This is a genomic window from Emticicia fontis, from assembly GCF_054779675.1.
The window spans coordinates 576215-601463 of the sequence record NZ_BAAGXU010000066.1 but is presented as its reverse complement, the minus strand read 5'-3'; the positions used below and the strand labels follow the sequence as shown (position 1 = coordinate 601463).

The 25249-nt window shown below is 38.6% G+C and carries 22 protein-coding genes; 1 reads left to right on the top strand and 21 read right to left on the bottom strand.

Annotation, left to right across the window (positions count from 1 at the left end; all coding sequences use genetic code 11):
* Positions 1 to 56: 56 nt before the first annotated feature.
* The 6 genes from ACYVFA_RS27860 to rseP all read right to left on the bottom strand — a co-directional run bounded on the left by ACYVFA_RS27860 (position 57) and on the right by rseP (position 5981).
* On the bottom strand, positions 57 to 1304 hold the full coding sequence (locus ACYVFA_RS27860) for a hypothetical protein (RefSeq protein WP_460475145.1): 1248 nt from the start codon (positions 1302 to 1304) through the stop codon (positions 57 to 59).
* 94 nt (positions 1305 to 1398) lie between these two features.
* A complete protein-coding gene (locus tag ACYVFA_RS27855) occupies positions 1399 to 2640 on the bottom strand; it encodes a hypothetical protein (protein WP_460475144.1) in 1242 nt (413 codons plus the stop codon).
* A gap of 88 nt (positions 2641 to 2728) precedes the next feature.
* Positions 2729 to 3628 carry a 3-keto-disaccharide hydrolase gene (locus ACYVFA_RS27850; RefSeq protein ID WP_460475143.1) on the bottom strand — a complete coding sequence of 300 codons (900 nt, stop codon included), beginning with the start codon at positions 3626 to 3628 and terminating at the stop codon, positions 2729 to 2731.
* Positions 3629 to 3830: 202 nt separating this feature from the next.
* Entirely contained in the window at positions 3831 to 4013 is a 183-nt protein-coding gene (locus ACYVFA_RS27845) for a hypothetical protein (RefSeq protein WP_460475142.1), read from the bottom strand.
* Between the two features lie 51 nt (positions 4014 to 4064).
* A complete protein-coding gene (locus ACYVFA_RS27840) occupies positions 4065 to 4586 on the bottom strand; it encodes a DUF6702 family protein (RefSeq protein ID WP_460475141.1) in 522 nt (173 codons plus the stop codon).
* Between the two features lie 60 nt (positions 4587 to 4646).
* Positions 4647 to 5981: a M50 family metallopeptidase gene (gene rseP, locus ACYVFA_RS27835; RefSeq protein ID WP_460475140.1), complete on the bottom strand. Its 1335-nt coding sequence runs from the start codon at positions 5979 to 5981 to the stop codon at positions 4647 to 4649.
* Between the two features lie 254 nt (positions 5982 to 6235).
* Between rseP and ACYVFA_RS27830 the strand changes: the two genes are divergently transcribed.
* On the top strand, positions 6236 to 7219 hold the full coding sequence (locus tag ACYVFA_RS27830; RefSeq protein ID WP_460475139.1) for a YpdA family putative bacillithiol disulfide reductase: 984 nt from the start codon (positions 6236 to 6238) through the stop codon (positions 7217 to 7219).
* A 14-nt stretch (positions 7220 to 7233) separates the two neighbouring features.
* On the opposite strand, the gene ACYVFA_RS27825 is transcribed toward ACYVFA_RS27830, so the two are convergent.
* The 15 genes from ACYVFA_RS27825 to ACYVFA_RS27755 all read right to left on the bottom strand — a co-directional run bounded on the left by ACYVFA_RS27825 (position 7234) and on the right by ACYVFA_RS27755 (position 25173).
* Positions 7234 to 9330 (bottom strand): penicillin-binding transpeptidase domain-containing protein, encoded by a 2097-nt coding sequence (locus tag ACYVFA_RS27825; protein ID WP_460475138.1) that lies wholly within the window; start codon positions 9328 to 9330, stop codon positions 7234 to 7236.
* A gap of 30 nt (positions 9331 to 9360) precedes the next feature.
* Positions 9361 to 9747, bottom strand: a complete 387-nt coding sequence (locus ACYVFA_RS27820; RefSeq protein WP_460475137.1) for an FtsL-like putative cell division protein — start codon at positions 9745 to 9747, stop codon at positions 9361 to 9363.
* A 243-nt stretch (positions 9748 to 9990) separates the two neighbouring features.
* The gene (locus ACYVFA_RS27815) at positions 9991 to 10797 is read right to left on the bottom strand and encodes a phytanoyl-CoA dioxygenase family protein (protein WP_460475136.1); all 807 of its coding nucleotides are present in this window, start codon (positions 10795 to 10797) and stop codon (positions 9991 to 9993) included.
* A gap of 96 nt (positions 10798 to 10893) precedes the next feature.
* A complete protein-coding gene (locus ACYVFA_RS27810; RefSeq protein ID WP_460475135.1) occupies positions 10894 to 11871 on the bottom strand; it encodes a glycoside hydrolase family protein in 978 nt (325 codons plus the stop codon).
* 26 nt (positions 11872 to 11897) lie between these two features.
* Entirely contained in the window at positions 11898 to 12785 is an 888-nt protein-coding gene (locus ACYVFA_RS27805) for a class I SAM-dependent methyltransferase (protein WP_460475134.1), read from the bottom strand.
* 153 nt (positions 12786 to 12938) lie between these two features.
* On the bottom strand, positions 12939 to 13604 hold the full coding sequence (locus tag ACYVFA_RS27800; protein WP_460475133.1) for an acetyltransferase: 666 nt from the start codon (positions 13602 to 13604) through the stop codon (positions 12939 to 12941).
* 13 nt (positions 13605 to 13617) lie between these two features.
* Positions 13618 to 14316 carry a WbqC family protein gene (locus tag ACYVFA_RS27795; RefSeq protein WP_460475132.1) on the bottom strand — a complete coding sequence of 233 codons (699 nt, stop codon included), beginning with the start codon at positions 14314 to 14316 and terminating at the stop codon, positions 13618 to 13620.
* 3 nt (positions 14317 to 14319) lie between these two features.
* The gene (locus ACYVFA_RS27790) at positions 14320 to 16359 is read right to left on the bottom strand and encodes a hypothetical protein (RefSeq protein ID WP_460475131.1); all 2040 of its coding nucleotides are present in this window, start codon (positions 16357 to 16359) and stop codon (positions 14320 to 14322) included.
* A gap of 82 nt (positions 16360 to 16441) precedes the next feature.
* Positions 16442 to 17728 (bottom strand): threonine ammonia-lyase, encoded by a 1287-nt coding sequence (ilvA, locus tag ACYVFA_RS27785; protein WP_460475130.1) that lies wholly within the window; start codon positions 17726 to 17728, stop codon positions 16442 to 16444.
* 166 nt (positions 17729 to 17894) lie between these two features.
* Entirely contained in the window at positions 17895 to 18938 is a 1044-nt protein-coding gene (gene ilvC / locus ACYVFA_RS27780; RefSeq protein WP_460475129.1) for a ketol-acid reductoisomerase, read from the bottom strand.
* A 104-nt stretch (positions 18939 to 19042) separates the two neighbouring features.
* Positions 19043 to 19582 (bottom strand): acetolactate synthase small subunit, encoded by a 540-nt coding sequence (ilvN, locus tag ACYVFA_RS27775; RefSeq protein WP_116985660.1) that lies wholly within the window; start codon positions 19580 to 19582, stop codon positions 19043 to 19045.
* A gap of 147 nt (positions 19583 to 19729) precedes the next feature.
* On the bottom strand, positions 19730 to 21490 hold the full coding sequence (gene ilvB / locus ACYVFA_RS27770) for a thiamine pyrophosphate-binding protein (protein ID WP_460475128.1): 1761 nt from the start codon (positions 21488 to 21490) through the stop codon (positions 19730 to 19732).
* A 42-nt stretch (positions 21491 to 21532) separates the two neighbouring features.
* Positions 21533 to 22264, bottom strand: a complete 732-nt coding sequence (locus ACYVFA_RS27765; RefSeq protein ID WP_460475127.1) for a class I SAM-dependent methyltransferase — start codon at positions 22262 to 22264, stop codon at positions 21533 to 21535.
* A gap of 10 nt (positions 22265 to 22274) precedes the next feature.
* A complete protein-coding gene (gene ilvD / locus ACYVFA_RS27760) occupies positions 22275 to 23954 on the bottom strand; it encodes a dihydroxy-acid dehydratase (protein ID WP_460475126.1) in 1680 nt (559 codons plus the stop codon).
* Positions 23955 to 24273: 319 nt separating this feature from the next.
* Positions 24274 to 25173, bottom strand: a complete 900-nt coding sequence (locus tag ACYVFA_RS27755; RefSeq protein ID WP_460475125.1) for an MBL fold metallo-hydrolase — start codon at positions 25171 to 25173, stop codon at positions 24274 to 24276.
* Positions 25174 to 25249: the final 76 nt, after the last annotated feature.

Genomic DNA, 25249 nt, shown 5'->3' with positions numbered 1-25249 from the left:
ATTAAATCACCTGATTTTGAATAGAATTACTCCTGTCACAAGAACTGATCTTTATATTATTTCTGGTCTACACGGCCAAAATTATATTTGAGTAATACATCAAGCCGATTGTTTGGTCTGGTGGCGTTTGCTCCGGTTGTAAAACCATTGCCTCTATAATATCTGGTTTCTAGCATAAATCTTTTCTGGCTCAGGCCTATCCCGACAATGGCTCTTTGTTCATCATTTCTGATGGCCCAGGGTAATGAAACCAGCTTTTCTACGGAGCCATCTCTGCGCAAAATAGTACTATTCTGTTTAACGATAGTAGCATAAGAGAATCCTGCTAAGGCATATATAGAGGGCTTGCCTACATAAAGTGTATAGCGAAACAGATGTTGTAAACCTAAATAGTGCATATTATAATTATAATGCTCATTATCAAAAAAAGCCTTGCTTTTCAGATGATAGGTATGAATTTCGTTCATCAAGGCAAATCGGCCTCTGCCTCTGGCAAATATATAATTCAGAAATAATCCACCAACGGGTGTTATATTAGCATCACCTATCACATCTATATATCTATAAGGTGTAGCCATGGCGTGCTTTATTTTTGTATATCCTGCACCCACCATCATACCGTATTCCCATACACCTCTGTCCTTTTGCGAAGACACGCTTTTTACAGCTTCACTGAAACATTCATTATAATTGTCCACTAGCTTTTTCATACTACTCACATAATATTCTGTTTTATAAAAAGCCATTGGTTTGCAGGCATCTGACAATAAATGAGATAGCTGCTTTTGATAATCTCTATATTTGGCAGAATAGTTTTTGGTTTCTATGATATGATAGACCAGAACAGTCAGTTCATCATCTTTTTTTAATAAAAAATGAGGTTCAGAGTCTTTATCTACATAATGATAAAGTGTTGCCTTTCCGGCAGAGATAATTCTGACAAAAGCACTGACCGCCTCCATTTTTTTAGTCCGATTGGTATACTCTCGCATATTGAAGTAGACAATTTTATTACTGCTTCTTGGCAGGTTCTCCACCCCAAAATTTAAGGTATGGTAAGTCTCCTGATTAGAATCAATAATAAACCCGGCTATCTGTGAAGGAGTGTAAGTAACGGCTGATTGAGCCATATCTTCTTTAAAAGAAATCTGAGTAGGGCTTTTAATCCATTCTTTATAATCAATATATCCGCTGATGGTATCTTTCTCAACAGTGATTACTTTGGCTTTCGTGAAGTTTTTTTGCGCCAGACAGAATTGGACAATGATTAATAGTAAGAAGGTGAGGTTTAGTTTAGATTTCATAATAAGGCATTACTTTACTCAAATATATCGAAATAATGCTTTATTATTTTCAGTGTTAAATAAAATTAATGATTAGTAATTAAGAAACATAGTATTAAAGTTTCCCAAAATTCAACTTTAATAATAAATCAATTCTGTTATTTGGAATAGCAGTAGTCACTCCGGCACTGAATCCATTACCGCGGTAATATCTAGCTTCTACCATTAATCTTTTTAAACTCAGACCTATCCCAAGAATAGCTCTTTGTTCATCATTCTTTTTAACCTGATAACCCATTGGAACTAAGTCTTCAATAGACCCATCCCGGCGCCGCATGGTACTGTTTTGCTTCGCTATAAAAGCATAGGAAAATCCTGCTAGTCCATAAATTGAAGGCATACCCACATGGAAAGTATAACGAAACAGGTGTTGCAAACCTGCATAATACATATCATAATAGAAATATTCGTTATCGTAAAAAGTTGTACTCTTAAAGTGATACGCATGAATTTCGTTCAATAATGCAAATTTTCCTCTCCCTCTTGCAAAAACATAATTAATAAATAAACCGCCTACCGGAGTGATATTAGCATCTCCCTGTACTTCGATATTTCTAAAGGGAGTACCAATTGAGTGTTTCATTTTTGTATATCCTGCTCCTACTATTAGACCATATTCCCATCTACCCTGACTTGTTTTTGTTTGCGTAGGCTTTGCAGGACCTCCGAAGCAATTGTTATAATTATCAATCAACTTCTTCATACTATTAACATAATAATCAGTACTAAGGATAGGTAGTTTTTTACAAGCATCAGCCAATAAAGTTGTTAGTTGAGTTTGGTATTGCTTGAAATTAGCAGAGTAATTCTTCGTTTCAATAATATGATACACAAGTACTTCTAAAATATCCTCTCTTTTTACCAGAAAATGAGCTTCAGAATCCTTGTCAACAAAATGGTAAAGAGTGGCTTTCCCTGAAGACAAAACTCTTACAAAGGCAGCTTTTTCAACTATTTTTTTTGTCCGGTTAGCATAGGCCTTCATATTCGGAAACATCACCTTATTTCCACTTCTGAGTAATTTCTCAATATTAAAATTCAAAGAATGATATATTTCCTGATTGGAATCAATAATGAAACCTGTTAATTGATTATTAGTATAAGTAGTGGCAGACTGATTAATATCTATTTTAAAAGAGATTTCATTCGGACTTTCAATCCACTCTTTATAATCGATATAACCTATAAGGGTATCTTTATCGGCAGTAAATATTTTGCCTTTAATAAAGTTTCTTTGAGCCGTACAAAAGTTGGCGATAAGTAATAATAAAAGGGTGGTAATTCCTGTAGATTTCATTTTTTAGTACTCAGCTTTTAATGCACGCAAAGGTATAGAATAATTAAATTACTCTATTACATGATGTAGTAAGTTTTAATAATTTCTTTTACTTCTTATACTTACATAAGGAATTATCAGCCTTCAGGTAATAAGACTTGAAGTTAAGCGCCTTTGGGTCCATGCAACCTTTCAGATTCAGTAATTCTATATTCTTAAAATCTATCGGATGGCTCTCGGCTTGTAGGGCTATATAACCTTCTGTTAGGGCTGTGCCGTCTTTTTTTATCCATTCCTGTGCGGCGGCATCATCTACATGGGCTTCTTTCCAGCTATAATCTTTTCCTACAAATCCGCCACCTACCTGTGGTTTTTCAAAGGCAAAAACTACTTTACCATCAATTATATGCTGGATTAATGAATCTCCCAGAACAAGCGCCTCAACCGTCACCCATTGGTCACCATCATAGGTTTTTGACCACGAGTCAATACAATGTTGGGTATTGAGTTTGCCATTCATATATACCTGAGTACCGGGTGTGCAAAGATTGGCGGTATGGCGTTCGCCTTTGCCCAAACCACCCAGTAATTGTAATTCTAAAGAAACAGGGAAATCCTGCCCTTTAGAATTGCTGGCGGCTGATTGTGAGTGTAGCATTACCCCACTATTTCTCACATTCCATGATGCCCCGCCTTTGGTTTGATTACCTACAAAGCGATAAGTAAAACGCAACTTATAATAAGAAAAAGGTTGATTGTAGTAGAGGTGCCCAAATTTGCCGTCAAACTCCTGGTATTCATCATAGGCTATTCGCAGCATACCATCTTCAACACGGAAAGTGTTTTTGTAGTTGTCATTTAGGTCTTGTCCGGCTATTTTAATGTCCCAGCCTGTCAGGTCTTTGCCATTAAACAAAGATTGCCATTCTTCTTTTTTCGGATTATTTTTTTGTGCTTGTGTAACAAAGCAAACGGCCATCAGAACGAGGACCCATAGTGGATTCTTCATATACGGTTATACAGATAAGGTTGAATCCTTAAAGGTATTAAACTCTGTCCGAAAAATCAAAACTCAATAGCTGTACTCTTGATTTTCGAATTGAAAAGTCTTTTTGATGGCGTCTTAGAAAAAATTCACTTTAAACAGAAAGGATAGCCCATAACTATCCTTTTCTATTTAGTCTGCTAAGTATTTTACCAAAAAGTTCTTCTTAGCCACCATAATCAGGTTCGTGAGGTGGTTTTTCTGAAGAAACATTAGGTTTAGGGGTTACTTCAGAATCCTGGCAGGAAGTAAAACCAAATGTCAATAGAGAAAGAAAGAGAAAGATTTTCAGTCTGTTAACAAGATTAACTCTTGAAACAGCAGGTATTGTTTTTTTAAACATAGTCATAGCTGAAAGGGGTTTTAGGTACCTTTCAATTATAAAGATATTAAAATCAATTCAAAACTCAATAGCAGTACTCTTGATTTTTGAATTGAAAAGAAAAGTCTTTTTGCTGCCAGCGTAGAAGAAATTTACCAGATTTGTCTGGTCGTCAAACATTTCCTGCATCAGGTCATTGTAGAGCGTATGGTCTTTCATTACCTGGCTTTCAGGAATTTCAACATATACCCAGGTGGCATCGCCTTCAAGCTCTTTGCCCAGATAATTGATCGCTTTTTTCTGTTTCTGAGGAGTGATAATGGCAAAATGTTGTTGGATGTATTTATTTAGCACAGCATCGCTATTATCATTTTTTCCACCAATCATTACTTTTTGTCCGTTGTTGATTTTGGTCAATGCGTTTTCTAAATCATCTGTAAAAAGACGGATGGTTATTTCTAGAGACTTCTCTCTGGCATTGTATTGTATCTCAGTAAGCGAAGTATGAAAAGCGTGCAATGCCTTTGTTTCCTCTGTTTTTTGAGGTTGAAACGGGAAGATGAAGAATGAAAGAGAAAGTATGAAGTGTAATAATTGCATGCGAATAAAACCTAAAGAATCGGGGTAAGATAGCCAGCTATTTTACCCCGACAGAAATATTTATTTGAACAATGCCTTGAATGTATCGTTGAAGAGTACCAATACCATCAGGGTCAATAAGATGAATGTACCTACTTGTTGTGTACGTTCCATAAATTTCTCTGATGGTTTGCGGCGGGTAATCATTTCATATAATAAAACCAATACGTGTCCACCGTCTAATGCCGGAATCGGAAGAGCATTCATAAAGGCCAAGCCCATTGAAAGTAATCCCGTTAAGCCCCAGAATCTTTCCCAATCCCAATAACCGCCAAACCATTGCGCTAAACCTACCGGGCCGCTTACGGCATTACCAGCAGAGATATGCCCTTTAAAGATACGTCCGAAGCCTTTAATCTGATTTGGAATTACCGATAAAGCTTCTTTAGCTCCTTCACCAAAAGCTTCGCCGAAATTATAAGTTTGTGTACTGGCGTTTAATTGAGATATTGCTCTGAATCCTAATTTAGCATCTTCTGAAACAACCGGATATAGTTTCACTTGCTGACCGCCTCTTTCTACTACCAGTTCCACTTTTTTATTCTTATATTTCTCTAGATCAGTCTGAAACTGTTGGAAGAAAACTACAGGAGTGCTGTCAATTTTTACAATTTTATCACCTTCTTTCAATCCGGCTTTTTCTGCTGGTAAGCCTTTAGTTATTTCACCTACTTTAAAAGGCATAATCGGCTCAATAAATGGTACTTTGGTTGCTACCTTGTCAATCAAGTCATTCGGAACCGGTATTTGTTTGATTTCTCCGGCTCTGTCAACTGTAAACTCTGTATTTTCCTGCATTAAGGCTGCACGAACTTCACCAAAATCGCCGTAATCAGATCCGTTTACTTTAAGAATTTTATCGCCGGTTTTTAATCCGATTTCCTGTGCCAATGGATATGCATAGATACCCGCTTTGTTTACTTCTGCCTTTGAGTAATACTCATCACCCCACACAAATTTTACACCCCAGAATATCAATATCCCTAAGATAACATTGACAATGATACCTCCTAGCATCACAAACAAACGCTGCCAGGCTGGTTTCGAACGGAACTCATCTGGTTGAGGTTCTGACGCCAGCTGAGATGCATCTTTGGTTTCGTCAATCATCCCTGCAATATCTACATAGCCCCCTAGTGGAAACCAGCCTAAACCGTACTCAGTATCACCTTTTTTCTTCTTCCACAAAGCAAAATTCAAGACATTTGGTAATGGAAAAAGGAAGTCGAAGAATATATAAAATTTATTTACCCGGATACCGAAGATACGTGCAAAGATAAAGTGTCCAAACTCATGTAACCCGACCAGAATTGTTAAGGCAAGCAAAAGTTGCCCAATCATTGTTAATACTGCCATTAGAAAATTGAATAAATTTTAAGATAATATGTAGGTTATTTAGCCATAAAATATCCTCCTTTGCAAACGCAAATGTATGGGTGTTCGTTCCATTTTTGTTATTTCCCCCTTATGGCCTGCATAATCTATGCCACTACTAACGAAAATACATTCAAAATTAGCATACTTATTAATGAAAAGAACGTTTTTTAATTAAAACTTTGTTAAACAAACAGAGAATATTATATTTTAATTGCCACAATGGAATTGCCACAATGAATTCAGTAAAGTACGATGTAATTATTATAGGCGGAGGACCCATAGGGCTTGCGTGCGGTTTAGAAGCTCAGAAAGCGGGCTTAAATTATGTAATTTTAGAAAAAGGCTGTCTGGTTAATTCCTTATACAACTATCCGGCTAATATGACTTTTTTCAGCACTTCTGAAAGACTGGAGATAGGGGAGGTGCCTTTTGTATCAAACAATGCCAAACCTACGCGTAGCGAGGCCTTGGAATATTACCGCAGGGTAGCAGCACATAAGCGTCTGAATGTAAGGCTTTTTGAAGAAGTGTTGCAGGTAATGCCAAAGGATTCGGAAGGATACGAAGTAATCAGCAAAAAGAATACTTATGAAACCGAGCATATCATTATTGCTTCGGGTTTTTATGATATTCCACAGAAATTAGGTGTGAAAGGGGAGGATTTATCTAAAGTAACTCATTATTATAAAGATCCGCATTTCTATGCTTTTCAAAAGGTATTGGTAGTTGGTGCCAATAACTCAGCGGTTGATGCAGCTTTGGAAACCTGGCGTAAAGGTGCTGAGGTAACAATGGTTATCAGGGGAGGAGAAGTGGGCAGAAGGGTAAAATATTGGGCTAAACCGGATATTGAGAATAGAATTAAAGAAGACTCTATCAAGGCATTTTTTAACTCTGTCATTGCAGAGATAAGAGAAAATGAAGTAGATATACAAACGCCCGAGGGCATTGTAACCATCGAAAACGATTGGGTGATTTCGATGACTGGCTATCAACCAAATCTGCCATTTCTGAAAAAGATAGGGATAAATCTATCAGCAGATGAAATTATGAAGCCGGAGTATAACGATGATACAATGGAGACCAATATGAAAAATGTGTATCTGGCAGGTGTGATTTGTGGTGGCATGGATACGCATAGTTTGTTTATCGAAAACTCACGCATACACGCCGAGAAGATTATACAAAAGATAATAAAAACCCCACAATTGGCTTAATTGTGGGGTTTTTATTATTGAAGCGTTAGTGAAACCGTTTTTTGGTCTTGCAAAGCAACATCAGCCACCTTTCCTATACCTGAGTATTTTACTTTATACCCTTTATTTTCTAGCAAGTATATCGCATCGCGTAGTGTCATCCCTTCCACATTTGGTACATCGGCATTATCATTTACCTTTCGCCAGGCTATACTGTTTCCATTTTTCACTGCTTTGGCCCAACCTGAATTGCTCGGCACATTTTGCAGACCTAAAGCCTCACTCACTGCTCTGAAATCTTCAGCGTAGCCACTTTGTTCATGTGTTTCAATCTTTTGTACATTGCTATTTTTGTTTTTAGCCGGATGGATAGCTACATCATAAGCAAAAACTTTATCTGCAATTGTACGGAATACCGGAGCGGCCACATCGCGGGCATACAAGTTTGACCCCTGCGGTTCATCAATAATCACCGCACAACTATACTTAGGATTATCAGCCGGGAAGAAACCCATAAAGGCCGTATAATATTGCCCTTGTACATATCCGTTTTCCCTTTTTTGTGAAGTACCTGTTTTTCCGGCTACTTTGCAGAAGCCTGTATTGATATTTTTGGCTGTCCCATGCTCAACTACGCCTTTCATCATTTCATGAACGAGCTTAATGGTGCGGTCTGAACAAATCTGGCCATCTTCTTTCCGCCCTTCAAATCTTTCAATCACTTTGTCGGCCTCACGTATTTCCTTTACAATAAAAGGCTGTACCCAATGCCCGCCATTGGCAATGGCATTATAAAAAGTAAGCATTTGCAGAGGTGTCAGACGGGTTTCATACCCTATCGACATCCAGGGTACGGTAGTTGAACTAAAGGTAGAGCTTTTACCATTTTTGATAATAGGCTCGGTTTCTCCTCTTAACTGGAATCCTACAGGTTTGTCTAATCTGAAATTGCTCAGGTAAGTGACAAAATTATCGGCTCTTGAAAATCCGAAATGCTCTTTCACTAAAGAGTAAATCCCGACATTGCATGAGTGTTCGAACACCTGTCTTACCGTCTGATTTCCATGTTTTTCCGAACACTTCATTTCTATATTATTATGCATGATAGAGCCATCACAAAAGGCAGCAGGAGAATCTAAACCTAACTTGCTTTTCTCTAATATGGCCACCATACTTGCCAGTTTAAAGGTAGAACCCGGGTCGGTACCGCCTTTTACTGCATAGTTAAAGTCTTCTGTATAATAAGTTTCGTCGTTTTTGGTTCTGCGTGAAAGATTCGTAATGGCCTTAATTTGCCCGGTAGCTACTTCCATCACAATAGCAGAGCCGTATTTGGCATTGGTGCTTATTACCTGATTGCGCAGAGAACTTTCAACAATATCCTGAAAATTAACGTCAATAGTCGTTACTACATCATGCCCTGATTCCGGGCGGACTTCCGGGTTATCTTCTACTGGTTTCCATACTCCTCCAGCCAGACGTTGAAAAAGCCCTACGCCATCTCTTCCGGCCAGATAATTATTGAAACTGAATTCAATACCAAAATCCCCTTTAGTTTGGGTATCACGGTCAAGTTTCCCGATAGAGCGCAAAGCCATATCATCAAAGGGCATTACCCGTCTATTCAACTGTTCGAACTTACCGCCACCTTTCATTTTCCCTTCACGGAAAAAAGGATAGGTCTTGATTTGTTCCATTTCCTGAAAATCAACCAGACGGTCGCCAAAGGCCACAAATTTTACTTTTTTGCTTTTTCTGGCGTTCAGGATCAATTCTTTATATTGATTGGCTGAACGATCCTGAAAAAAGTCAGCTAGTAAATTTGACAATGAGTCTAAACGGGTATCAAAATATTTGGGTTTGGCTCTGGATACATCTAAGCCAACCCGATACCGAGGGACAGACGTAGCCAATAAGCTACTGCCGTCGGCTGCATAGATATTGCCACGGGTAGCTTTTATTTGCATTGGTTTGCGTTGTACTTTCTCAACCTTATTCATCCATTTCTTTTTCTGGAACACCTGCACAACAAATATCTGTGCAGCAATAAGGGAGCCTATCAGAAATACCAGGCCAAAGGTAAGTTTGGCTCGCCACTGAATTTCTTCGCGGATAGAGGGCTTCGCTGACATGATTATATAAACTTTGCTGGATTTTAGGACTTATTCTTGTTCTTTCACGACTATTTTATTCGGGGGCGTAATGTTTTCTTCAAGCCCTTTGTCTGTTAGCTTTTTGGCTATTTCAGACTGTTTGCTGGCAAACATATAGCGCGATTTCTGCGAAATATATTCGGCACGTTTTTCTTCCATTTCGTTACGCGAACGTTCAATTTTCTTGATAAAACCTTCGTAACTATGCTGAATATAAATGTAGAAAATACAAAGAACACTTAACCAGACGATACGCTTGAGCGTTTCGGTTGGAAGAGAATCACCTAAATTAAATCGATTAGAGAGCCATGTGTTGATGCGTTCAAAAAGCCCGGCTTTGCGTGGAGCCTTGGGCACAGCAGGTGCAGAACGGTGGCGAAAAGTATTTGTTGCCATTCCGAAAGATGTTTTATGGGTTATTATTAAAGCACGATTGTATAACAAATGTAAGAATTATCTGCAAATTCTATCAGAAACCGCGCAATTTTTTTGTAAATTTTAATACCCACTCAACTAGCTACAACAAAAAAATCGCCCTTAAGAAAAGAACGATTTTTTTGTTGTATTGTTTTAATATTTACAAATTTCTAAGTGATTTACTGATAAGCATTTCACTGAGATTTTTGTTTTAGTTCTACATTAAGAAAAAACAGCTTCTAACTGTTGTTTCTGAGGAAAATCAGGTGTTACCAGATCTGCTTCAGGTTTGTAAATATATGGCATCGGGAAGCCTCTTTCCTGGAAGGTCTGTTCGGCCATATTGTTATAACGCAACTGAATAGACCAACGGATATTTTTAGTAACGTTATCGCCGGAACGGTGTACTAAAAAAGCCGAGAAAACCAATAAATCACCTACTTCAAATTCGGTTTGCACATAGGCATCTTCCGGTAAGTCTTCCTGGATACTTCCTAAATAACCAGATGTATCCGCTTTCAATAGTCCATCTTTATGGCTGGCAGGCAAAATTTGCAATGAACCTAATGCTTCACCACAATCTACCATCGGAAACCACATTACGATACTATCTAAGGAGCCCTGGCCTGTACGCCAGTCCTGATGTGCACCTAATTTCCAGTGGCTACCACCTTTTGACAAGTAACGGCTATTGAATTGCATGGCCGGACGCACACCAATCATCGGGAAATCATACCCCAAAGATTTCAACACGTTAATCAATTTAGGTTCTGTACCCAAGCGGTGTAACGAGATCAAATGCTGGGCTTGTTTTCCTGTACTGACAAAGGTATTGAAATCAGCTTCGAACAAATCAAACATCGCCTGCTCAAATTCGTCTTTATTGTCAATATCTACTTTTTTACCTAAAACACGCTCAATTTGCAAAGCAAAAAGATTACGAGCCTCTGTATATATCTGATTAATTTCTTCTTTACTAAAGAAGTTTTTCAGAATAATATAACCGTCTTTATTGAATTGTTCTTTCATTGTTCCCATAACTTATCATCTATTCTAAAAAATTAAATAATAGGGCAAAACTAAAGCCGGAATCAAGCCATAAAAATGATATATCTCATGAATGCACTATTTCTCTAAAATAGCATAGCCAAAGCCTGCTCTTCCAAATCCATTGCCATTATATAACAGATATTTTTTGTCGTTATGTTCATAGCAATAGGCATAATCTATCATTTCATAATCAAAATCATTCGGATTATCTGATTTATGAATTCCTACTAATTCGTCTTTACGCTCCCATTTAAAACCGTCTTTCGATTCAGCATATCCTAAACGATAGCTCTGGTTGCGATCGGTACGGTAATCTCTCGTATGGCGGAATGAATAATACATCTTAAAAATACCATCTTCAAAAAATACACTCGGACGACCCACTGCATGCAAGAAATCATCAAATGGCAGTGCTACATCTCCTGTAGGTTCCCACTTAATACCATCTTCTGATACAGCTACACGGCAATCATAATATGGTTCAGGGTAGCCATGAATATATTCACACTTCTGACCTGAAATATACCACATCATCCAGCGACCATTGACATACATCACCGATGGTTGTGCTGCCCAGATAGGATTATGGATTGACCTATCCATGATAGGCCCACGGAACATTTTCTTGAATGTAATTCCACTATCTGTACTGATAGATAGGCCCATTGACAGGCGGTAAGAATTATGCGTACGATTCCAGCCTGTATAATACAACCAGATGTCTCCGTTTGATTGAGGCACAAACCATGAGGGCATGGCACCTGTTTCGTCATACTCACCCGGTCCACCTAAATCTAATACAAAGGTGTCGTGGACATAAAGGATTTTAGTCGGGTCGTCATAGTCCACATCAATAAATGTCGGACGCGATTGTCCGTGGTCATCTCTTGATGAAAAATATACTCTTAAAAAATCTTTATGTTTATAAGCATAAGGCACCTGCGCGTGTGAGCGGCTATGTGCTAAAGTACCATCTGGTTTATAGATAACGCCCTGCTTCTTCCATAACCCCCCCGCCCCTGAAGGGGAGCTTTTATCTTCGTTTAATGACATTCTTTTTATTTTTTAATTACCAAAAACTACTTCTTCGCCTTACGGTTGCGTTCCGCTCTAATTCTCCAGTTATCCTTGAAGTCTTTCCCAGGAATCTGTAGATTAACATTAACCGTTGGCGCTTTTTTAGTTTTCTTAAACTCCAATACGTAGTAACCATTACCGAAAATCCATTGCAATTTTACGTCCTTTACGTTTTTTGGTAAATCCTGTAAAGGTACTTGGTCGGCAAACATCGGGTTGGCATCCATTAATATCTGATAGGTTTTCTGGTCTCTTAGCCATGCGCCTACGCTTTCGTCGCCTACTACTACTCTACCGCCTACTTTTACCACACGGTTGAATTCTTCAAATGCTTTGGCTCTTTCAGAGAAGGTGTTGATACCACCAAAATGGAAAACAGCATCAAAATAATTGTCTTCAAATGGCAAGTAAGCACCATTGCCAATGAAATAATCTATCTGTACATCTTTCTTATCGGCAAATTTTTCTTTGGCATGACCTAACATCGCAGGTGATAAGTCAGATAAAACGGCATGACCACCCGGAGTAACCTTATCAATAATATAAGCTGAATCTTTTCCTGTGCCAGCGCCTACTTCCAATACCTTCATGCCCGGCTTTAACTTCAACATACCAATCATGGTTTTGCGTGTAGAAGCTTCGTTAGCATGTAAAGACTCAAATACCCATGATACACCACGGTCATAACGCAAGTGCGCATCATTGTAGGCTACCTGTTCTTTACGGTCTTGCTCGAACAATTCTTTTGGATAAACTAAATCTACAATGTTGTTTATATCATAAGAGATGGGTTCTTCCTGAGAGGTATTATGAAGAGTTTTGCCGTCGGCCGATAGAACCAATTTAGTTCTGGTTTTAGGGCAAATAAGTTGGTCAAAAAAATGCGTCATTATTTGGTCTATATCTATGTTAAAGCGTCAAAGTTCAAGATTTTTGCTGAAAAAACCATAGGAAAAAGGGAGATTCTATGGATTAGTTTATCTAACGGAAATCATAATATGTTAATAAAAAAGAGAGGAAACCCTCTCTTTCACTGAATATGCTTACAAATTAATATCCTTACTAGAAACATCAGATTTCACGGCCGGATTACCTTTCCATATACTCCATGGTTCAGTTTTAGCTTTGGTAAGGTTGGCTCCCATGGCTATTAAAGTACCTTCGCCTAAAGTACAACCGTCACGAATAGTAGCGTTAACTCCAAAGAAAGAATACTCACCTACTACACAACGGCCTGATAATACGACATGAGAAGTAAAGTATACATGGTCTTTGATTTCTCCGTGGTGCCCGATGTGGTTACCACTCCACAATACCACATTATTGCCAATTTTTACAAATGGCTGAATGGTATTATCTTCAAGTATAAAACAGTTTTCACCAATCTGGTCAGTTAAAACAGTAGCTTTTGAACTGATGTATGAGATACAATCATAACCTAATTCTTTGATTTCGCCATATACTTTTGCACGTATCTGGTTCATTTTGCGCTCACTCAATGGGGCAAAGAATTTATATTCTGACGGAGGAAATAATTCGGGAACATCTTCAAAGGCTACTAGTTGGATGCCACAGAAAGATGTCTCGCCTTCTTTAATATATGCTCTGTTTTTAGTGAATGCTACAATTTCATGCTCTGAGTCATGTGTGAGATAATAATGGGCTAATTCTGCCACTAATTCAGTACCGAAAACTACTACTTTTGCCATTGGATTTGCTGTTTTAAACCAATTCAAATTCTTTTAAATACGCATGAATTGCCTCAACCGGGCAAAACATTAATAGGTCAATCATCGAAAGCCAGGGTACAAATTCATTATTGAATTGCTTATATTGAACGGGTTTCGATTTGATAAAATTAAGTAAGATTTTATTATCGGCAAAAAGTTGTTTATCATAGATAGCCATTCCGCCGATGGGATTTATATAATGGTCTGCCTTTTCCTGCAAACAAATATCTAAAATACGCTCCTGTGCTTTTAAGTGTTGATTGTTATAAATTGTCGAACTATCAACAAATTTGGTATTGATGCCTAAATATTGGCAGGTAGCTTTTAGGCTTGTGGTACAAAGCTCGCCTATATTAGCCGGATTCGATTGAAAAACTTCTGTGAGAATCGCCAAAGTCTCCTGATAAAAAGGGGCTTTCTTGTACGATTGCTCAATGGTTTTAAAGAATTTCTTACTCCACGCTTCCAGATTATCTACTTCAATATCTCTGATTAATCTGTTCTGGCTGGCACTGATTAGGGGAAGTGTAAACATAGACGCTTTTCCGCTAATCAGGATATTATTTCGGTTTATCCATCCTTTGTTGATATAGGCCACATCATCATAAATTATGAACTTATCAACGGCATTGATTAGTTGAAAATAACCAACGTAGGGAAAAATGTATGGTTGCATGATTCCGATAGTCATAACTTATTGCGCTTTTACAGTTTGAGGATTCAATTTACGTAAGAAGAAAGCACTTTCTTCTACGGGAGTATCTTTATGTGCGTCGCCTAGTCCAAGTGCAATATCTCCTTCCTGATAGGGGAGAACGCCCTTTGAATAAAACAAGTATTCAGCTTCAGCCGGAATAGGTTTAACCCTGCTACGGAATGGGTGGATAGGAATCAATCTACGTTTAAATTCTGCTCCCCAGAGTGGATATTCAAAATCTTCGTGTTCTTGTTGTGTACCTAAGGCCACAATGGCATTTTTAGGAACAAGTTCATCAAATTTCTTGTAGGCATCATAAATATCCGGACGGGCCAATGTCACTTGTTCCATGCGAGACATATTGAAGATATTCTTTTGGGTAAATATCGGGTGAACCCGTGTAAATGAAATACTACAAAACGCCGAAATACTCACGATTGCACAACAAAGCAACTGCCAGTATTGCCAGATTTTATGTTTTTCTGATAAAACATAAAACGCCACTAACAAAGGCAAACACCATACGGCCATATTGAGAAAATATCTCGCTTTAATAGGGTCATAAGGAGCTGAATAACTCAATGATAGAAAATGTAATATGGCTGCTACAATCAGCACTAATAAGCTTTTCTGAATGGCATTGATTGTCCGGTAATTTCTGATAAAATGATAAAAGAGTATCAATGTAACAGGTAGTACCATACCAAAACTGATGATACCCCAGTAAGGTCTTTCTATATAAAAGCGAATCGGGTGGTCGAACGAAAAATAAGATACTACAGTATATCTGGCTCCTTCCATACCTAAACTACCTAAAATCTTATCAGGTATATATCGAAAGGCGTCATTGAGTTTTTTGCCTATTTCTGTACTACGCAAACCATCAAGATTTAAGAAATCAGAAGAATATCGACCCACATTGAGCGCAATGTTTTTGATTTTCTCTTTACTTGTATAATCTTCAACCCCATGCCATTTCATTACCATTGGTGGTGCTGAAAGGCTTCCTAATCTGAATTTGCCAACCTCTTGTATATTACCAATGTATCCCGTAGGTAATACATAAATAGCAATGCTAAGCATGAAACTACTTACGAACAGATTAATATTTTTATAGAATTCTTTCTTCCACAAAACTGTGTAGATAGCAACCACAAAAGCTGCCGGAGCAATCAATAAAAACGTAACCTTATGCCCAATCCAGACTCCTGAAATAAGGGCTATCATAATAATATTGAGAGGCGTAGGTTTTTGTTTGAATGAGAATAAATTATAAGCCAGAATGCCTAAATACGCACTTAATACAATGTCGGTTTCGGTAGTGGTTGCTTGTACTAGTGCTGTTGGTAGCAAAAGTGTAATCAAGCCTACAAAAAGTGAAGCGATAAAGTTTTTGGAGATTTTATAGGCAATACCATAACTTGATAAAGCAAAAGCCCAATAGGATAGATAATGAATGACCTTAAAGCCTTTTTCACCTAAAAGATGATAAAAGAATATCTGGAGAGTCGGTAATGAGTTCGGATAAAAATCAATCGTCCAGGTAGTACCTTGCAGACGATTCATATTACCATTTTGCAGATAATATGCACATTTTACAAGATGGCCTGTCATACTATCCCATTCATTCGGGAAGGTAACAAATGAGATAATCAAATTTAAAATAGCTGTGATAAATACAGCTAAAAACAGAATACCTAATGAAAGCTTATTTAAAACGGGCTGATTCTGCCAGTTGTTTACGAATTTATTTTGTAAACCCTGAAAACCCGTTAGTAAATTGAAGTGGTGATTATTGGCAATTTGTCTGAAAACAAGATAGAATAATATAGCTATTACGTTGACTGAAACACCCCAATAGACAGGTTGATTAATGAAATTGAATTTAGACAAAAGAAACCCTGTTGGAATGATACACGAAACCAGACCAAGAAACCATTTGAGGCCATAATCGCTCAGGCTTTCAGAAATGTAGGCTGCATTTCGGTGGATTTGCCAGATGAATAAAAGAAAAAGGAGCAGAAATATCCAATACATTCAAATAAAAAGGGCTTCTTGAATTACAAAGGTAAGACGGAATCGTGTCCCGTCCTAAATTATGAATTTGTTTAAAGGGGTTCTAAATTAAAAACTCAAATAAATCTGGTTTTTTATTAATGTATTCAAACTGGATATTATGGTCTTTCATGCGTTGAACTAACGGCTGATAATCTGCTTTGTTTTTTAATTCAATGCCCACTAATGCCGAGCCTCGTTCGCGAGAAGTTTTTTTATTATATTCAAACATTACAATATCGTCGGTTGGCCCTAAAACATCATTCAAAAACTCCTTAAATGCTCCTGCACGTTGCGGGAAACGGATAATGAAGTAATGTTTTAGCCCTTCATATAATAAAGAACGCTCTTTGATTTCTTCGGTACGGGTAATATCATTATTCCCGCCACCGATGATGCAAACCACATTTTTACCTTTAATTTCATCTTTCAGAAAATCCAGCGCAGCAACTGATAATGCACCGGCAGGCTCGGCTACAATGGCTTCTTCGTTATACAATTCCAGAATGGTAGAGCATACTTTCCCTTCCGGAATCAAAAGAATTTCGTGATTAAGGTTTTGTTTGCAGACTTCAAAAGTTAAATCTCCGGCACGTTTTACGGCTGCTCCATCCACAAACTTGTTGATTTCGTCTAAAGTTACTACATGCCCGGCTTCTAAAGACTTTTGCATGGTTGGTGAACCTAAGGGTTCTACCGCCACTAATTTGGTTTTAGGTGATAATTGTTTAAAAACAGTTGATACACCTGAGGCTAATCCACCTCCACCAATGGCAAAAACCAGATAATCTATTTTAAAATTAGAGTCTTTAAAGATTTCGAGCCCTACAGTGCCTTGTCCTTCAATTACCTGTAAATCATCAAAAGGATGTATAAAAGTAGCGTCTTGTTGCTCACAGAAAGTTTTGGCAGCAAAATACGCATCATCATAAGTATCACCCACTAATTCAATCTTCACAAACTCTTTTCCGAACATGCCTACCTGTTTGATTTTCTGAGCAGGGGTGGTAGTAGGCATAAAAATAGTACCAGTTACCCCTAGTTTTTTACAGGCATACGCAAGCCCCTGTGCGTGGTTTCCTGCACTGGCACAAACAACTCCTTTGGCTAACTGCTCTTTGGATAGGCTAGCCATTTTGTTGTAAGCCCCTCTGATTTTATAAGAACGCACTACCTGTAAATCTTCGCGTTTGAGGTAAATATCGGCCCCGTAACGCTCTGACAGGTTCAAATTGTGCATTAATGGCGTATGTGTAGCTACGTCTTCAAGCCTTTCGGCTGCGACATACATATTGTCGATGTCTGGAAAGATTAATGGTTTTTCTGACACGGTTTTGTTGATGGTGGTCATTGGTTAAATGATGGTTTAACCGGATTTTGATTGATAGTAAACTAACAGGTAATGCACATTTTTGTGCTGGAATTTTTGCCAAATGTAATAAAAAATAAAATGAGTAGGTATTTTTTACCTACTCATTCCATGCTTTATCTAATTTAAACAATTGCTAGCCGAAAAATTAGTTTCTTTCTGGTCTCAAGCTACGTACAGTTGCACCTGCTTTCCACATTTCTGAATCACGTAATTCTGCTAATTCAACTTCTAATTTCTCGCGGTAATCTGGTTGAGAGTTACGCTCGATAGATTGAGCCGCTTCTTTCTGTGTTTTTACGCTGTTATATAATTTTTTGAATACCGGTTTAGTTGCATCATGGAAAGGTTTCCACCAGTCTAACGCACCACGTTGCGCAGTAGTAGAACAGTTAGCGTACATCCAGTCCATACCGTTTTCTGCTACTAATGGCATCAACGATTGTGTTAACTCTTCTACAGTTTCGTTGAAAGCTTCTGATGGAGAGTGACCGTTTTCGCGTAATACTTCGTATTGAGCAGCGAAAATACCTTGGATAGCACCCATCAAAGTACCTCTTTCACCTGTAAGGTCAGAAGTTACCTCACGGTAGAAATCAGTTTCGAACAAGTATCCTGAGCCTACACCGATACCCATAGCGATAGCTGTTTCACGAGCGTGGCCAGAAGCATCCTGGTAAACTGCAAAGCTAGAGTTCAAACCTTTACCTTCTACGAATAAACGACGAAGAGAAGTACCAGAACCTTTAGGGGCAACTAATACTACATCGACAGTCTTAGGAGGTTTGATACCAGTCTTTTTGCTATAAGTAATACCGAAACCGTGTGAGAAATACAAAGTTTTACCTTTTTTAAGGTATTTTTTAACAGTTGGCCACAAAGCGATTTGAGCTGCATCTGACAAAAGGAAACAGATAATAGTACCTTTTTTCAATGCATCTTCAATGTTGAAAAGTGTTTTGCCCGGTACCCAACCATCAGCTACTGCTTTGTCGTAGGTTTTGCCAGGACGTTGTCCAACAATTACATTGAATCCGTTGTCACGCATGTTCATTGCCTGACCAGGACCTTGTACACCGTAGCCAATCACAGCGATGGTTTGTTTTCCCAAAAACTCTCTTGCTTTTTCGAGAGGGTACTCTTCGCGGGTTACTACTTCTTCTTCAACACCGCCAAAATTTAACTTTGCCATTTTATTGTTTTGTTTTGTGTTATTACTATATAATTGAGTGATTGAGTGATTGAGCGATTTAGTGAATGTGTGATTATGGTAAGAAAATCACAATGCAAAAAACATCATAAATAATACTCCCATTCAGCAATTTCTTCAGGAAGGTACTCTATTAAACCTTGTGGTGTTTTACCAACTGCCACTCTTCCCGAGCGAACGAACTCGATGATACCATGTGGTTTGATATACTTGAAAAAGTCGAAAATTTCTCTTTCTGTACCTGTTTTTTCAATTACCACGTAGTCGAGCCCCCAATAAACTACCCATGCTTTATGTACTTTGTTGATGTTTTCGACGTCGATTACCTTGCCTTCAATAGGGGTAGAAATTTTGAAGAGGGCAATTTCGTTGTAAACGATGTCTTCGTTGAGATAACCGAAAACAGCTAGTACTTCGACAACTTTACGAATCTGGCGAACGAGTTTTTCTACCTCTTCCCGTTTGTCGTGTTTGATAACAATCGTAAAACGAGAGATGCCTTTTCTTTCAGTTTCCGAAACAGTCAAAGACTCAATATTGATTCTTCTCCTGGTAAATATGATTGTGATTTTGTTGAGTAATCCGATGCTATTTTCGGTAAATACGCAAATAGTGTATGTTGTCATGAGTAGTATCTATTTAGTGATTTAGTGCATGAGTGATTTAGTGATTATTACTTTGAGAATATCTTACATCAAAATTCGATTAAAGATTATCAAGAATTGAGTATTTGATTTTTAATCACTCAATCACTAATTCACACAATCACTCAATTATTCTAATCGTATCTCCGAAACGCTGGTGCCTGCAGGAACCATCGGGAATACGTTTTCCTCTTTTTCTACTAATACTTCTAAAAGATAGGCTTTATCTGATTTGAGTAATCTATCCAATGAGTCGCTAAGATTTTCTCTTTCTTCACAAGTGTGTCCTTCAATACCGAAGCCTTTGGCAATAGTAATGAAATCAGGGTTCTTTAGTTCTACAAAAGAATAGCGGTTATCGAAGAATAATTGCTGCCATTGGCGAACCATACCCAGATAATTATTATTCAGGATAATCATTTTCACGGCCAATCCACTTTGGGCTATCGTACCTAATTCCTGAATAGTCATCTGGAAACAACCATCACCAATAATACCCACTACCTCACGGTCTGGCGCCCCCATTTTTGCGCCGAATGAAGCCGGAATGGCAAACCCCATCGTTCCCAATCCACCTGAGGCAATATAAGAGTGTGGTTTACGGAATTGGTAATAACGAGCCGTTACCATCTGATGCTGGCCTACATCAACTACGATACACGCTTCACCATTGGTCTTATCTGAAAGCATGGCTACTACTTCCGCCATTTTAATTTTGCCTTCACCTTTCAAATCACGGAGTGTTACTTTCTGATGTTCCTTCTGATCCAGTTTTCTGAATTCATTTTTCCATCCTGTAAAATCCCCTTTCTTTACCAAAGGCATCAGCATTTTCAAGGCCTCTTTTGCATCGCCCACAACAGGTGCTTCGGTTTTCTTGATTTTTTCGATTTCAGAAGGGTCAATCTCTATATGAACGATTTTGGCTTGCTTGGCAAATTTGGCAGCATCTCCTGTTACGCGGTCATCGAAACGCATACCAATCGCTATCAATACATCGCATTGGTCTGTCATTACATTAGGTGCATACATGCCGTGCATACCCAACCAACCCATATAATTCGGATGGTCAATAGGCATAGCTGAAAGACCTAGTAATGTACTTGCGCAAGGAATATCTGTTTTTTCAACAAATTCCAATAGTTCCTGCATGGCATCGGCAATCAAAACGCCATGTCCGAATAAGATATAAGGACGTTTAGCTTTGCTGATTAATTCGGCAGCCTTTTCTATCTGCTCTTGTTTAGGGACAATACGCGGACGATAAGTAACCAGTTTATTGACTTTCTTGTATTCAAACTTTTCAGTCATTTTACCCGCTTGTGCATCGCGTGTAAAATCTATTACCACAGGACCCGGTTTTCCACTTTGGGCAATATAAAAGGCTTTTGCCATTACTTCGGGCACTTCATCAGGGCTGGTTATCTGATAGTTCCATTTACAGACAGGTGTGGTAACACCAATCATATCTGTTTCTTGAAAAGCATCTGTACCAAGCAATGTTGATTTGACCTGACCTACAATACAAACCAATGGAGTACAATCAATGATAGCATCGGCAATAGGCGTAATAAGGTTGGTACCTCCCGGGCCGGAAGTAACCAGACAAATACCTGTTTTTCCACTGACACGTGCATAGCCTTGTGCGGCATGCCCTGCTCCTTGCTCATGACGAACCAGAATATGATTCAGTCGGTCAATGTAGTCATAGAGGGCATCATAAGTTGGCATGATAGCGCCACCGGGATAACCAAAAATGGTTTCTACTCCTTCGGCTAACAAACATTCCATCATTGCTTGCGCTCCCGAAAGAAAATCTTTCTTTTCTGGCTGCTCAAGATTGATAGAAAACGTTTCTTGTTTGGCTTCCACTTCTAATAAATTTCCCATGTCAGAATGGTTTTTAAAGTATCATTGATTGTTGTAAGTCCGCTATTTGTGGTTTTTCTTTTTTACAAAGATTCCTTCGCCCTGCATCAGTCTTCCGTCTTTAGGGTCTTTCAGTTCGGGCAGAATCGTAAATAATTCAAAACCTAATTCATCTAATTTGCTGATTACTTCATTGTATAAAGGGCCTTGTTCGTACAAAGTCACAAATGAAATCTCAGCCTGAATCACGTTGATGTAGGGTAATATAGCTTTCGCTCCTTCCAATACATTCAGTTCATAGCCTTGCACATCAATTTTCAGATAGATTGATTGATATTGCTTGGCTATTTCGGGCGTGATTACCTCGTCTAATCGTTTAATCTGAATCTTTTCAGTATCCTGATAGGCCGCCACAGGTGCTAAATCTGTCTGATTTTTGTGCATCCCTAATAGCGAGCTACTCGCATAATTCCCGGCAATATTAATGGTCAGTTCTTCACTTTCCGTACCGATACCTATATTATGGTATTGCCAGTTTGGGTCTTTATCTGCTTTAGCTTTTAGTTTTGCAAAACTGGCTTTAATCGGTTCGAACGATACGATTTTGCCCTTGTACCCCATTTCTCTTGCTTCTTCGCCATAAGTCCCAATGAATCCACCTACATCAAGTAGTAAATCAACTTTATGTGATTCCAATAAATGTTTGATTAAGGCAAAAGGAGAGTTCATGACATTGAAGCGACGAACTTCCATATTCAGGTATTTTCTGGCAAACTTCTTTATAAAATCATCCATAGATTGTTAATTATAAGTCTGTTACGCAACCTTCACTAGCTGAACTAACATTCTTGATATATTTTCTCAAAACTCCTCTCGTAAATGGTGATTCTTTTGGTTGCCATGCTGCTCTGCGCTCTGCTAATTCTTCGTCAGATACATGTAGAATCAGTTTATTATCAACTGCATCAATCGTAATTTTATCACCGTCTTTTACCAGAGCGATAGTACCACCATCGAAAGCCTCAGGTGTTACGTGACCTACTACAAAACCATGTGTACCGCCAGAGAAACGACCGTCAGTAATCATCGCTACCGAATTGCCCAAACCTGCACCCATAACAGCTGAGGTTGGTTTCAACATTTCAGGCATTCCTGGTCCGCCTTTAGGGCCTTCGTTACGAATCACTAATACATGACCCGGTTTGATTTCACCTTTGCTCAAAAACTCAATCACCTCTTCCTCACGCTCACATACTTTGGCAATACCTTCAAATCTTTCACCTTCTTTACCTGTGATTTTAGCCACCGCACCTTTTTCGGCAAGATTACCATACAAAATCTGTAAGTGACCTGTTGCTTTAATCGGGTCAGAAATAGGTCTGATCATATTCTGAGTTGTGAAATCCAAATCAACAACCTCTTCCAGATTCTCAGCAACAGTTTTACCCGTAATCGTCATACAATCGCCATGAAGTAAGCCAACTTTTAATAGATATTTCATTACTGCCGGTACTCCACCTATGGCCAATATATCTTCCATATAGTATTTGCCTGATGGTTTCAGGTCACCTAATAATGGTGTGCGGTCTGAAATAGCTTGAATATCATCTAAAGAAAATTGTATGCCTGCAGAAGAAGCAATAGCTATGTAGTGCAATACGGCGTTAGTAGAACCTCCTAAGGCTATTACAACAGTCATCGCGTTTTCGAAGGCTTTGCGGGTCATAATATCGCGTGGCAGAATCTGTTTTTCTAACAGATTTTTCATCGCTGCACCAATAGCCACACATTCGGCTTTTTTGCCTTCGTGTGTCGCGGGGTAAGAAGAGCTGTTAGGTAGGCTCATGCCCATAGCTTCTATTGAAGAAGCCATCGTATTGGCCGTGTACATACCACCACAAGCTCCCTGACCCGGAATTGAGTTTTGTATGACTCCTTTATAATCTTCGTCCGAAATATTATTGGCAAACTTTTTACCTAATGCTTCAAAAGCTGACACAATATCTAATTTCTGTCCGTGATAATGTCCTGATTTTACTGTACCTCCATATACTAAAATCGCAGGGCGGTTCAGGCGAGCAATGGCCATCATAGCACCTGGCATATTTTTATCACAACCTACTACCGTAATCACACCGTCATACCATTGTGCCGAAACCACATCTTCAATTGAATCTGCGATAATGTCGCGGCTTGGTAACGAATAGCTCATACCATCATTTCCGTTGGTCATCCCATCAGATACGCCGATAGTATTAAAAATCAACCCCACCATGCCATTTTCCTGCACACCTTTTTTTACGTGTACCGAAAGACCATTCAGGTGAATATTACAAGGGTTTCCTTCATAACCTGTACTGGCGATACCAATCTGAGGTTTTGCCATGTCATCTTCTGTCAAGCCAATAGCATAAAGCATTGCTTGAGCAGCAGGATTTGTTACTTCTTGCGTGAGTGTACGGCTGTATTTGTTAAGAGTGGTCATTGTGATATTCTGTTGTATAATAAGTCGTAAATAATATCTGGTTCATAAAAAAGCCTTCTCCACTTGGTGAAGAAGGCTTAAGCATGGTCGCGCGTCCTTCTTCACCTACTTGTTTAGCAGGAGAATAATTGGCACGATAATGACTTTATTTGGGCTCATGAATAAGTTTCTCTATTTGCGAATATTCGCTAAATGCGAATCATTTCTATACAAATGTAAGCGAAACGATTTTTTAAAACCAAACATTTTAGAATAAAATTTTGAAAATCATACTTTTTTGTACTTTTCTAAGGTTGCTTTATGGAAATTCTAAGAATTTTTATGCCCCGGTTATCTCTTCGTAGGTAGCCTGTATGCTTCTTACAATACCATCTCCCTGCATTTCTGTTACACCCGGAATGGCTGTTACCTTTAGAATTTCCTCTTTAGACTTGCCCGCTTTCACCTCTCCCTCTACAAAGTTCCATAGTTTAGAAAGGTAATCCTGAAACACGCTGATGTCGTCTTTATTACCCGTTATTTTCTCTGGGTCAAAGGCATGGCCGAATACAAAAAGCGTTTGGTTATCAAAAGTTTTCAATGCCTTATCTAGTACAGTAATCCAGCTTTTTACGGAAGCACCTGCCGAGCGGTCCACAAATGGGTAGCGACGATTGAAAAGTAAATCGCCCATGTGCACAATATTGGCATTTTCAAAGTGAATTAAGCTATCGCCGTTAGTATGTCCTGCACCGAAGTAATGCGCCTTAATGGTCTCTTTACCAACCTTTTGCTTCCAGGTATCAGTAAAGGTCATGTCAGGATACAATTGTTTGTCTTCTGTTTTGTTTTTCTCTGCTACTGCCTTCTGGTTTTTCAGTGAATTGGCATGTGCTACCACATGTTCAGCAACGCCTTTGAAAGAGATATTCCCTCCTGAATGGTCTCCATGATGGTGAGTGTTAATCAATAATTGAATAGGTTTGTCTGACTTCTTTTTCAAGGCATCAATCAGGTGCGTAGCTTGTTCAGGGAATTGTGAGTCTACTACGGCTATGCCTGTTGGTGTAATTAAGTAGGCAATAGTGCCGCCTTTTTCTGTAAAAACGCCTACACCACCACGCAAATCCTTCAATTTATAAGGGTCTTGCGCAAATAGATTAGCTAATAATTCTTTGCTTGATAAAGTGAGGGCACCCAATGTTAGGCCCGTAGTGTGTACGAAATTTCTACGATTCATGGTTTTTGAATATTAAGTTTTACAGGTTGCGATAATTTATTTAGTGAATGAGTGAGTTAGTGATTGAGTGAATATT

Coding starts and splice junctions, on each gene's coding strand:
- ACYVFA_RS27860 (WP_460475145.1), bottom strand. CDS start 1,304: ATGAAATCTAAACTAAACCTCACCTTCTTACTATTAATCATTGTCCAA.
- ACYVFA_RS27855 (WP_460475144.1), bottom strand. CDS start 2,640: ATGAAATCTACAGGAATTACCACCCTTTTATTATTACTTATCGCCAAC.
- ACYVFA_RS27850 (WP_460475143.1), bottom strand. CDS start 3,628: ATGAAGAATCCACTATGGGTCCTCGTTCTGATGGCCGTTTGCTTTGTT.
- ACYVFA_RS27845 (WP_460475142.1), bottom strand. CDS start 4,013: ATGACTATGTTTAAAAAAACAATACCTGCTGTTTCAAGAGTTAATCTT.
- ACYVFA_RS27840 (WP_460475141.1), bottom strand. CDS start 4,586: ATGCAATTATTACACTTCATACTTTCTCTTTCATTCTTCATCTTCCCG.
- rseP (WP_460475140.1), bottom strand. CDS start 5,981: ATGGCAGTATTAACAATGATTGGGCAACTTTTGCTTGCCTTAACAATT.
- ACYVFA_RS27830 (WP_460475139.1), top strand. CDS start 6,236: ATGAATTCAGTAAAGTACGATGTAATTATTATAGGCGGAGGACCCATA.
- ACYVFA_RS27825 (WP_460475138.1), bottom strand. CDS start 9,330: ATGTCAGCGAAGCCCTCTATCCGCGAAGAAATTCAGTGGCGAGCCAAA.
- ACYVFA_RS27820 (WP_460475137.1), bottom strand. CDS start 9,747: ATGGCAACAAATACTTTTCGCCACCGTTCTGCACCTGCTGTGCCCAAG.
- ACYVFA_RS27815 (WP_460475136.1), bottom strand. CDS start 10,797: ATGAAAGAACAATTCAATAAAGACGGTTATATTATTCTGAAAAACTTC.
- ACYVFA_RS27810 (WP_460475135.1), bottom strand. CDS start 11,871: ATGTCATTAAACGAAGATAAAAGCTCCCCTTCAGGGGCGGGGGGGTTA.
- ACYVFA_RS27805 (WP_460475134.1), bottom strand. CDS start 12,785: ATGACGCATTTTTTTGACCAACTTATTTGCCCTAAAACCAGAACTAAA.
- ACYVFA_RS27800 (WP_460475133.1), bottom strand. CDS start 13,604: ATGGCAAAAGTAGTAGTTTTCGGTACTGAATTAGTGGCAGAATTAGCC.
- ACYVFA_RS27795 (WP_460475132.1), bottom strand. CDS start 14,316: ATGACTATCGGAATCATGCAACCATACATTTTTCCCTACGTTGGTTAT.
- ACYVFA_RS27790 (WP_460475131.1), bottom strand. CDS start 16,359: ATGTATTGGATATTTCTGCTCCTTTTTCTTTTATTCATCTGGCAAATC.
- ilvA (WP_460475130.1), bottom strand. CDS start 17,728: ATGACCACCATCAACAAAACCGTGTCAGAAAAACCATTAATCTTTCCA.
- ilvC (WP_460475129.1), bottom strand. CDS start 18,938: ATGGCAAAGTTAAATTTTGGCGGTGTTGAAGAAGAAGTAGTAACCCGC.
- ilvN (WP_116985660.1), bottom strand. CDS start 19,582: ATGACAACATACACTATTTGCGTATTTACCGAAAATAGCATCGGATTA.
- ilvB (WP_460475128.1), bottom strand. CDS start 21,490: ATGGGAAATTTATTAGAAGTGGAAGCCAAACAAGAAACGTTTTCTATC.
- ACYVFA_RS27765 (WP_460475127.1), bottom strand. CDS start 22,264: ATGGATGATTTTATAAAGAAGTTTGCCAGAAAATACCTGAATATGGAA.
- ilvD (WP_460475126.1), bottom strand. CDS start 23,954: ATGACCACTCTTAACAAATACAGCCGTACACTCACGCAAGAAGTAACA.
- ACYVFA_RS27755 (WP_460475125.1), bottom strand. CDS start 25,173: ATGAATCGTAGAAATTTCGTACACACTACGGGCCTAACATTGGGTGCC.